Annotated in this window: 9 protein-coding genes; 3 read left to right on the forward strand and 6 right to left on the reverse strand. The window is 48.4% G+C overall.

Annotated features, from left to right (window positions below; all coding sequences use genetic code 11):
• Window positions 1–201 (forward strand): hypothetical protein (locus JRI95_14105; protein MBW2062677.1); only part of this gene is annotated, 201 nt, incomplete at its 5' end.
• 312 nt (window positions 202–513) lie between these two features.
• Here the strand turns inward: JRI95_14105 and ilvD are convergent.
• The 4 genes from ilvD to JRI95_14125 form a co-directional block, all read right to left on the reverse strand.
• The gene (gene ilvD / locus JRI95_14110; protein ID MBW2062678.1) at window positions 514–2,211 is read right to left on the reverse strand and encodes a dihydroxy-acid dehydratase; all 1,698 of its coding nucleotides are present in this window, start codon (window positions 2,209–2,211) and stop codon (window positions 514–516) included.
• 276 nt (window positions 2,212–2,487) lie between these two features.
• The gene (locus tag JRI95_14115) at window positions 2,488–3,234 is read right to left on the reverse strand and encodes a histone deacetylase family protein (GenBank protein MBW2062679.1); all 747 of its coding nucleotides are present in this window, start codon (window positions 3,232–3,234) and stop codon (window positions 2,488–2,490) included.
• 27 nt (window positions 3,235–3,261) lie between these two features.
• Window positions 3,262–4,773 (reverse strand): carboxylesterase/lipase family protein, encoded by a 1,512-nt coding sequence (locus JRI95_14120; protein ID MBW2062680.1) that lies wholly within the window; start codon window positions 4,771–4,773, stop codon window positions 3,262–3,264.
• A gap of 254 nt (window positions 4,774–5,027) precedes the next feature.
• Complete coding sequence (locus JRI95_14125; protein MBW2062681.1) at window positions 5,028–5,375, reverse strand: hypothetical protein; 348 nt, start codon at window positions 5,373–5,375, stop codon at window positions 5,028–5,030.
• A 401-nt stretch (window positions 5,376–5,776) separates the two neighbouring features.
• On the opposite strand from JRI95_14125, the gene JRI95_14130 reads away from it, so the two are divergent.
• Both JRI95_14130 and JRI95_14135 read left to right on the forward strand, forming a co-directional pair.
• Window positions 5,777–7,108 (forward strand): MFS transporter, encoded by a 1,332-nt coding sequence (locus tag JRI95_14130; GenBank protein ID MBW2062682.1) that lies wholly within the window; start codon window positions 5,777–5,779, stop codon window positions 7,106–7,108.
• 786 nt (window positions 7,109–7,894) lie between these two features.
• Entirely contained in the window at window positions 7,895–8,251 is a 357-nt protein-coding gene (locus tag JRI95_14135; protein MBW2062683.1) for a DsrE family protein, read from the forward strand.
• A 447-nt stretch (window positions 8,252–8,698) separates the two neighbouring features.
• Here JRI95_14135 and JRI95_14140 read toward each other — a convergent pair whose 3' ends face one another.
• Together JRI95_14140 and JRI95_14145 are read right to left on the reverse strand one after the other, a co-directional pair.
• Window positions 8,699–9,391: a hypothetical protein gene (locus JRI95_14140; protein ID MBW2062684.1), complete on the reverse strand. Its 693-nt coding sequence runs from the start codon at window positions 9,389–9,391 to the stop codon at window positions 8,699–8,701.
• Window positions 9,392–9,733: 342 nt separating this feature from the next.
• Window positions 9,734–10,639, reverse strand: a complete 906-nt coding sequence (locus JRI95_14145; GenBank protein MBW2062685.1) for a HEPN domain-containing protein — start codon at window positions 10,637–10,639, stop codon at window positions 9,734–9,736.
• Window positions 10,640–10,735 lie beyond the last annotated feature (96 nt).

Genomic DNA, 10,735 nt, shown 5'->3' on the forward strand with positions numbered 1-10,735 from the left:
GAAAAGGCATTCGCCAATCTCTACAAGGCCTATGGAAAGGATATATTGCTGCTTAAAAATCCTTTGGCCCCGGGGATCTACAAAGATAAGTATTGCAATATCACCATCGCCCTGTTTCATGAAATATTTAAACTGCCCAAACAGCAAAGTTGTCTGGTGTTGCGCTACATGTTCTCGAACATACAGGAAGGGGCGCAGTAAGGTTATTTCGATTTGTTGTGTTTTCAAACACGGACTCAATCGGTGTCCTGAAGTAACTGTCTACCTGAAAATGGACACTTTTATTAATTGACATCCGTCTCTGCCTTCCCGCTGAACAATTTCACCAATTTAATGACATTTCATCAAATCCTGGCAAGGATTTTAATCCAAATTATACCCTTTAACCTTCTTACTGTAAGCTTACTGTAAGCGAAGACGGTCTTCGGCCACCAGAGCCAGACGTCTTCATAGTTGTCGTACAAAACCTTTTCGAGTTCAAAATAGTAAAATGAATATAGGGAAAAGCTCCGTCTAGTCCCCTGATTTCAAGACCGCGCCCTGATGAGCCGAGGTGACGTTTTTAGAATACCAGGAAAGAATTCCTTTTTTATATTTCGACTCAGGCGCTTTCCATTTCGCAAGCCTTTGCCTTATTTCCCCTTCCGAAAGATCCGCGTTGAGGCTTTTTTTCCGCAGGTCGATTTCAATGATATCCCCATCGCGAACAATGGCCAAAGGACCACCCTCGGCCGCCTCTGGAGAGATATGGCCGACCAATAGCCCGTAATTAGTTCCACTGAACCGTCCATCCGTGATCATGGCACATGTTTCTCCCAATCCAAAGATCTGCAGGATGTGCCCGGGAAATGCCATTTCACGCATGCCCGGCCCGCCCCTTGGCCCTTCATATCGAATGACCAGGCACTGCCCCGGTTCGATTTCCTGATCGAGCATGGCGCCAATGGCTGCCTCCTCGCTTTCAAAGATTTTAGCGGGTCCTCTAAACGTATGCAGCTTGTCTTGCACGGCCGATTTTTTGACAATCGAACCGCGAGGGGATAAATTTCCTTTCAAAACAATCAGCCCCCCGTTCGGATTGATGGGATCATTCACGGGCCTGATCACTTCCCGATCATAAATGCTTACACTTTTAAGAGTATCACCGAGTCTTTTCCCATTGACGCCCATGACATCCAGAAACAGTGAGCGGCCTAGGTTTTTCATAACCGCCGGTATCCCGCCGGCTTCCTGTAAGGCGTTGATGGCACGAGGTCCGTTCGGTTTAATGGCGCAGGTTTGGGGGGTTTTTTCGCTCAACTCATCGAATATCTCCAAGGGTAATTCAATATTCAATTCATTGGCTATGGCGGGAAGATGAAGAAACCCGTTGGTTGATCCACCTATGGACAAAAGAACAGAGATCGCATTCTTAAAGGCGTCAACAGTCATTATTTTTGATGGAGTGATGTTATTCTCGATCATGTAACTCAGCCTTTCTCCGATCTCGAAGGCAAAATAGAACTGCTGGTCGCTCAGGGCCGGCAAAATGGCCGTGTAAGGTAAAGACATCCCCAAGGCCTCGGCCATACACTGCATGGTCATGGCCGTGCCCAGTTCCGGACAGGCCCCGGGGCCGGTAAATATCTCCTGAACTACCTTTTGGAGTTCTTTCTCTGATATTTTTCCGCCTTGCCAGGCGGCCACGAATTTTCCTATTTCGGGATAGGCAAATTCTTTTTCCTCTGGAAAAGCCTCACTGGTATAGCAGTACGGAAGCGCATATCCGCCGGGCATGACAATGGCCGGGATATCAGCCCGTGCCGCCGCCATTAACAAACCGGGTACGATTTTATCGCATGATCCAATCAGGACCAGGCCGTCCAGCAGGTTCACTTTGGCCATGATTTCTATGGATGCGGCGATAATCTCCCGGGCTGGAAGAATGTAGCGCATACCCTCGTGCGCCTCGGCCATGCCGTCACAGGGAGCGATGGTGTTGAATTCAAACGCCGTCAGGCCTGCTTTGGTAATCCCTTCCTTCACCTTGGCCGATATCTTATCGAGGTGGACATGGCCTGGATTGAGTTCGGTCCAGGTATTGGCGATTCCAACGAACGGTCTTTTCAGTTCGTCTTCCCGACGTCCGCACCCGTAGAGCAAAGGAGGTCTGATTACATTTTTTGCCAGGTCTTTAAACACGTCTGGGAGTTCATGTTTTTTGTTTGTCATGTCAGGTCACGCTCCTTTGTCCCTGCCGCTGAGTGAAAAAGGCATTAGTTAGGCGGAAAACAATCAATATCAGATTTTCGAGCATAATAATTCCTCACATCCCTTTGGATCAAGTAAAAAGCCGGTCATTACCCATACCCAAACACTGCCCGGTAATGATGGCTCAGCGGAAAAGCAGAAGCTATATGCACCCACCAACATTGTGAAGAAAGAGCAACTCCATGTAACTCCCCCCTTTTTTAAAGGGGGGTTGGGGGGATTTTTAAAATATCCTTTTTAGATCTCTGATAATCCTTCAATCAGGGCCATGACGCTTAGCCCCAGCACCTGGTGGTTATAACCTCCTTCCAGGAGGGCGAAGCATCCCCCGCCACAGCGCCTCGCTGCGACTCGAACCTTGCGGCCGATCTCCAGGTAGTCCGCTGTTCTTAACAGTCCGCCCCAATCCTCCTCATGGTTGTCGAACCCTGCCGAGATTCCAATCAGGTCTGCCTGACAGCGCTCCATGGCCTCGGTGATCTCATCCAGATAGGCCTCCCGACCGTGGGCCTCGACATTGTGGACAAAGGCAAAACTTCTATCTCTTAAGATATTGACCGTGCCATCCCCGAAGTGCAGATCAATATCCAGCACGTACGCGGTCTGGATTTTTTCTTTTCGTTTGAGGTGCTCCAGGGCGACGGCCATGTTGTTAAAATAGCAAAAGCCCCAGGATGAGTCCGCAGAGGCGTGATGCCCGGGCGGGCGGATAAGTCCAAAGGCAGGCTCGGTCAAGCCAAGCGTGGCGGCCTGGATAGCGCCTCCTGCGGCCAGGGCGGAAATTGGATAAAGGCCCAGACGCCGCACCCCGTCCACATGGGCCGTTGTATGCACGGCTGCGATATCATCTTCAGACGCGGGCTGAGCGGCCACGAACTCGGCCACAGGTTTAATCACCTCCACCACGGCTTCCATTCGTCCTTCAGCAGCCGCGGGATCAAACGTGTAAACCTGGTAGAAATCCTCATGAAAAATAATCTTCATGGGGTCCTCATTTCAATTTGAGCTGACTTATTTATCCAAATCCCAGGCGGCTCGTTCCTCGTCAAGAGGCGCATCAGTACACGCAGACTCTTTTCCAAACAGCATGCTCGCCCGCTGGCTGGTGTCATAAGGTTCCCAACTGCCCAGTCCCTCATGATTCGGATTGCCAGAACTGGCAAAGGCGATCCAGGCGTCCATCATCTGATCAGACAACCGCACGGCCTCAGGACCCGTACCGGCAAAACGCTCCTGCATGGGATGGTGCAGCGTGCCAAAAACAAAAGGCAGCTCCAGGGCGTGACAGGCGCCCAGGGCGCCGCGCATGGCCGGGGATTCCCAGGTGAACAGGTAAAGATAGGCGTCGCCGTGAGCTTCCGCCAGCCGGGTACAGGGAATGCGGAACCTGACGTCGCTGACCATGGCGTCGCAAATATCCACGTTGTCTATTGGAAGCCGGTGCGCGGCTCTTGAGCGTTTGTAAACCGCAACCATGTCGGCAGCGCTCGCCAGGGCGCCCGGGGGACGCAGTGTTTGAGCGATCTGTTCGAGTTCTTCATCCGAAATGGGCTTCACGTTTTTATGGTCTTTAAAGAGCTTCATTTCATCCCGGTTCGTGCCCGCCATCAGGGGTATGCCTTTCGCCTCTCCCTCCTTGACGGCTTCCCGCGGATGACGAGGCAGGGTTTCACCATCCACTACCGGAAACAACCGGGCCCGGGCCTGGGCCGGTTTTGTCCAGTCAATGGCCTCCCCGGGTTGAGCCTTTAAGATGTCCTCGGCCGAGACTTCTTGCAGTTTTTGAGTATTTTCAGGATCAACGCCCAGGTCAGCCAGGAATGCTTTGGTGAGACCGGCGGCCTGCTCAGGCGTTTGAACTCCATCGGCCGCGCCGCTTTGAGCGATGACCTTGTGAAACAAGCCTTTGGCCTGCGGTATGGCCATGAGAGTGACCACGGCCACGGCCCCGGCGGACTCACCGAAGATGGTCACATTATTCGGGTCTCCGCCGAAAAAGGCGATATTGTCGTGCGCCCATTCAAGCGCTGCTATCTGGTCCAGCTGGCCGCAGTTAGCCGAAGCGCCCCAGTCCCGGCCGCCGTGACTGCCTAAAAAAAGATACCCCAGAGCGCCTAATCGGTAATTGATGGTCACCACGACCACGTCGCCCCGTTCAGCCAGGAAACCGCCGTTATACAGCGGTAAGGCTGCTGAACCTAAAGTGAATCCGCCACCGTGAATCCAGAACATGACCGGGCGTCGGGCATCGTCCGCCCGAGGTGTATAGACGTTCAGATAGAGGCAGTCTTCACTTAAAGGGCCTTCAGCCGCCACACCTGGCACAGGAGACGTGCCTTGAATGGCTGAGGCGCTGAACTCTTTGGCCTCCCGCACCCCTTCCCAGCCGGCTGGCCGGAGCGGCGCACAGAAGCGCAGCTTCCCCACAGGCGGCTGCGCATAGGGGATGCCTTTAAATACCTGAAGGCCTTCATTCTGAATCCCTTCTAATGTGCCATACTGTGTTTCAACCAAGACACTCATCTTTTGTTTCCCCTTCCGTTTTTGAATCAGACTGAACCATGCTCCTAAATTCCCTTTTAAAAGTCAAATTTTTTCAAAAATTCTCTGCTCTTCATATTTAAAGAAAGCCAGTGTGGTGTCTCGTAAATAATGGTAATAATTTAAATGGACTTTCCGTTATTTTCAAAACAACTCGTCATTGGAGCGTTAGCCACGAAGCAATCCTTAGGTTTTCAATTGAAACGTATTTTTGCCATTCACTCTAAAAATCCCCCCTAACCCCCTTTAGTAAAGGGGAGGACAAAGGAAAAAATATTTCCAGTGGGAGACCGCGTCATGGGCAGTGAGAAAACTCCCCCTTTTTTAAAAGGGGGGAGACAGGCGATCCAGCCGACAAAGAGTTCATCAGGGAAGATATTAATCGGTATTTCTCTGACCACGGCCGCAAAAGACCCGGCCCGGCGCAGGACCATCGGGGCTCTTTCTGTTTCCTTCATGACCCTGGCAATAATGCGGTCAACATCAATCCTGATGCTGGGTTTGGCGCTCAGATAGGTATCTCTGAGCTTGTTTACTCTGGGTGTCGGTTTGGAGGTCATAAGCTTGTGCAGCAGGCTTGACATCGCTCAGACCGCCTTTCTCTGTTAAATGCACTACCGAAATTATCGTTTAAGTTTTATTACCTTGGTCTCAAAACATAATTGATCATCAAGGCAAATTGCAACTTTTCTTTCAAGTTTACTCACAGGCCTGATGCCTCTGTATTCCTCCTTTAAAGCCTGCGCCTTGCATGAGACGTCTTGCATGAGAAGTTGCTTGATTCGTTTATCTATGATACTTAACCGATTGTTCGCAATCCAGGCTTGGCCCTGATCAAGAGATAAATTGATGCCTGTAAGCCGAACACACCTGGAGTCGTTTCTGCCGCTTTACCACTCCACAACCGGTCAAAACGCTTCTGGTTAATGTGTTTAGCCGCATTGACAATGGATGAGAAAGAGATTCTGCTGGGTCTGAAAAGATATTGAAGATTAAACTGAAGCGCTTAACCGGGATGACCCGTCTTAAACTAAAACGTTTGCTGATTGATCCGCGAAAGGTGTTCTTCGGCTGGTGGATAACCATCGCCGGCGGCCTGCTGTGCATCTGGGGATACGGCTATCATTCCTATGGATTTTCAGCGTTGTTCAAGCCCATATCCGAGGAGCTGGGTTTCAGCCGGACAGCGACGTCAGTGGCCGCGTCAATAACAAGATTCGAAGGCGGCCTGGAGGCCCCGTTAGTAGGGTATTTATCCGACCGGTACGGTCCGAGGATTAGCGTCTTCCTGGGCATTTTTATGGCAGGCCTCGGTATGATCTTGATGTACGCCGTACACTCGCTCTGGACGTTTTATCTGGTCTGGTCGGTTATCTGCGCCACCGGTATTAATATCAGCTTGAGTGTGCCTCTGGACGTAGCCATTACCAACTGGTTTGTCAAGAAGAGAGGCATGGCTCTGAGCATCAAGTGGGTCTTCTCCGGTCTTTCCGGGGTGATCGGACTTCCCATCGTGGCCTGGCTCACCATTACTTACGGCTGGCGCACGGCCTGTGTCATCGGCGGCGTGGTCATGTGGGTCGTCGGGCTGCCTCTGGTCTGGTTTTTCATCAAACCGCACCGCCCGGAGTACTATGGACTGCTGCCTGACGGCGCTTCTATTAAAGCGGATGACACTGCCGAGGCTGTGCAGGCCGGGGTTGAGTATGCCGCCGAAGCCGGCGAAATGGAATTCACTGCCAGGCAGGCTATGAAAACCCGCGCTTTCTGGCTGCTGGTAGTGTCGTACATGTTCCACGGCGCGCTTTACCCTGTCATGAGCATACACTGCATCCCTTTTCTGACCGACAGGGGTCTGGACCCCCTTGTGGCCGCTGGGACCATGTCAATCTATATCACCGCCAGTCTCCCGGCAAGGTTTGTCAGCGGCGTTGTCGCGGACCGGGTGAGCACGCCCACAATACGCTTTTTGATGGCAGGGGCATACTTCCTGCAATGTACCGGTGTTACCCTTTTCCTCTTCTATCAGCAGAGCATGAGCGCGCTGTATGGTTTCTTTATTCTGTATGGTATCGGCATGGGAGCAGCCATGACCCTGACTCCGGTGCTCAGAGCGCGGTACTTCGGCCGGAAGGCCTTTGGCACCATCGCCGGTGTCTCCCGGGCTTTCAACGTGCCTGTTGGAGTCTTGGGCCCTGTCGCGGCCGGCTGGATCTATGACAGCACCGGGAGCTATATACCTGCCTTTATTCTCTTCGCGGTCATGCTTGGCGCATCCGCGGTGATCATGTCCTTTGTCGCACCCCCAAAAAACTAGGATGGGGGACGTTCTTTACTTTTGAAGTTTAGTTATAAGACCACCAATATACCAGTAAGCTATAACTATTTTTTGATTTCTCGGACTGAGAAATTAACCTCTCCGGTCTTAAATTTTCTTAATCGAAACAAATCAATTGTTAGAGGTATAACGCAGCATGCCATAAGAACTACGGCGTAAACACTCTTATTGGTAAATACACCATAAGCGAAGAAGCAAGCAAAAACTGCATTACCTATTATTCTTATCCTTGTTGTTTTCTTGTCTGGCAACAGAATTTCAGATATAAGTCCCATTTTCTGGCCCCATTAATACAACTTGTAAGGCTAGAGATTCGCCCCGTGCTGATTTCATTTTTGATTTTGATTAAAATCCTAACAGACTTCCAGCATATCCAATGAATATATTTAAAGTCAATCAGGCAAAAGTATGATTTTCCCTAAGAAAAAATCTCATTATGCCCAGGCGCTAGCCCGGAACCTTAAGGCCCGGGCCAAGGAAAAGGCTCCGACAGGGCTTTTAAGCAAAGCTAAACCCCCGGCTTTCTCTTTCAGGGCCTTCCTTTTTATAGTGCCGGAAAACTCCCTTTTTATTTTTACCCGCCCAAAATTTTGAAGCCCGAGTGTCAATGATTTTTAATGGCAGCAAATGTTGCCGCCTTCTCAGCCCCACAAAATAATAGTGAAACTGAGGAAATCAATTTTTATATCTTGACACGGAAAGGTCTTGAACCTTAAATAAGGAAAAAGTTAAGATAATTTACAAAGGATGAAAAGGAGGCTTGCTATGGGACAGTTTCTATTTGTTCTCACACGTGGCTTGGAAGATCCGACTCGTGTAACTCGGACATTCCAATTAGCAAAGGTGGCCAAGGAAAATGGCAATGAAGTGAACATCTTCTTAACCGATGACGCCGTACTCTTGGCCAAACCGGGGATGACTGATTATGTAAAGGCCCCAACCGGGGATGAGGCAGGTACGTATTTTTCATACTTACTTGAAAATAAAGTACCCATCTATGTCTGAATCCCTTGTGCAAAAAACCGCCAGGTTGGCGAAAACGATATCGTAGAAACTGCACAGTTTGCAGGCGCACCCAAGCTTATTGAACTCTCCATGGATTCTAAGGTCTTTACATTCTAAACACGAACAAATGACGCGGCCAGCAAACAAGCCTGATATACTTAGACTAGCTCCCCGAAAACCAAGGCAGGGCCCGTTTTGTTTTAACAGCTGTGAGGCTAATACGCTAACCACAAAATGCCTGGATCGTGGTTCGTCCAGAAGGCGGCGTCTCTTGCACCAGGAAAACGTAATGAAATGCGCATGACCTTCAGGGTCATGGCTTGCCCAGCCGTTCAGGATGGATAAGCCGTTTTTTCATGGGTTCATCATATCCGACCAGCCTGCCCTGATCAACCCTCTTGTCGCTTCGCGACCCCGACAAATTTGTCGGGGCCACCCGCCGCATGGTACCTCAAATATCTGCCCATATCCCAAACTTCAGCCCTCTGCCTTAAGCTGATTGAAGATGGATTCCCAGAATTTCACGGTTTACGCTCCTTATAAGATCAGCGTCAGATACTATTGCTATTCTTCCGGGTATTCTTTAAGTAACCGTCTCCGCAGGTCTTGTAAGAACAGGTTGGTATAATTAAATATTTGGTTCAAGTACGGTATTGTAAGGTTAATTCTACCATCTTGAATCTCAATTCCTTCGATTTCCTTGATATCTTTTTCCGTACCAGAATCTCTTAGATTTTCAATTAAACCATTGCCATGAGCAATAGCATTCCTAACTTTATAGAATTTATCAAAAACCTCACCGTAATAGTCTTCATCACTATAGAGTGAAAAATGAAGAATGTAACCATAATATATTTTGGCTTTCTCAAGTACTGTTCCCTGAATCTGATTGAACTTTACCTCTACTTCTTTTTTCTTTTTTAGGTAATCAGCTGTTCTTTTTATAGCAGATTCCATGTTAGCCCATAACGCAGTAACGAACGTGTAGCTTAAATACCGGGGAAGGAAATTCTTTACAATTTCTATTCTATGTTCTTGAGTACTAAATAGATAAGGTTTTACAGACAGCAACTCTGGTTTATCTAATAATTTATTGAATAGCTCTTCCTCTTTGATTATCATTTTTTTCAAATCAGACAGCCACCAATAGAACAACCAAGAAAGCACTGCGGTTTCATGTAAGGATGGTTCTAAAAATGAAGGGATACGATAGTCTATTTCCTCTATCTGATTTTCATGTGATGAATTATCAGTCATTTTAGAATTCCTCCTCGTCCAGCAAAGTCTTAAGGCTTACACACCTTACACGGCGGGTGGCTCAGACAACTTTGTAAAGTTGTCTGAGTGCCGAAGGCACAAGAAGTCTAGCTTGAATGCCTGATTCTCACCCCCACACTTTTTTAACACATACTATCTTGCAGAACCATAAAGCCAATCTTCAAATTTAAGCTAGCCTTGCTTCGAATTACTTAACAGTAATTTAACCACATCACTGAACAAGAATTCTTGTTGCTGCGCTATCGCTTGCAACACAGACAACTTTATCAAGTTGTCTGTGCCACCCGCCAAGCGATTTATTGCGTTGGCTCGAATGAATTGTTAGAACTTGAATTTAAATGAATCCATCGGAAATAATGCACGCAGAACCTTAATTGACGAATGATGGGCTTCTATTGCCTCAGTCAAGCTTACCTCTTCTTCTCCATATCTGACTCCTGCGGAACATTGGATTTTGTTGAGGAGACCCAGATCAATTTCCCCTAGTGACTTTTCGTTGTATAAACCAGCCAACCTCGACAACCTATGAGTGGTTGGAAAAATAATTTGGTGTTGCTGGAGTTTTGACTTGATTATTTTCTCAGTGAATTGCAAAGAAGACCATTTGGAAACGCCATAATGTGGGTGCTTGTCAACCAGGTTGTTAACTGCACTTTCAAGATCAATAAGGGCTTCCCTAATAAACGGTCCTTGCACAAATCTCAACAGAGTTTGCAATGCATTAAGCCCATGACGAAAGTGCTTAAAAATGTACTCCTGCTCTCGGACTGATAAAGACCGTGCAAGATCTTCTGAGAGATTCTTTATTGCAAGGAGAACGTTGTAAACAGGAATCGCACCGCTTCTGCCCATACGGGGTAAATCCCTGTATCGTTCAATGCAAGGATCGCAGACCAATTTTACAGAGCCAAAAATAGGAGGCAACTCGATCTCCCATGCCTCCCCTCGAATAAGAATGGCAATTGATCCTGGTCCCATGTGTATTTGAAGTCGTTTGCCATACCTTCTTTCATACCAGTTATGTATTTGGGAGTATAATACTTCAGGGCGAAAATCTTCTTTGTTAGGGATGCCAAGAGTAAGAGGCACAGGATCAGCAATCCCAAGCCTCTCTACCACCTTCCTAACCGCATGAAGTGGTCGAGCATGTATCTCGACACCTTCTTCTTGAAGGTCTTTATCAACTTCTTCCATCAATTGATTGAATTCAATTTTGGTAATTTTCACCCTAAAACCTATGCTTGCCTCAACTCCGCACTGGCGGGTGGCTCAGACAACTTTGTAAAGTTGTCTGAGTGCCGAAGGCACAAGAAGTCTAGCTTG

It is taken from the genome of Deltaproteobacteria bacterium, assembly GCA_019308995.1.
Taxonomy (GTDB): domain Bacteria; phylum Desulfobacterota; class Desulfarculia; order Adiutricales; family JAFDHD01; genus JAFDHD01.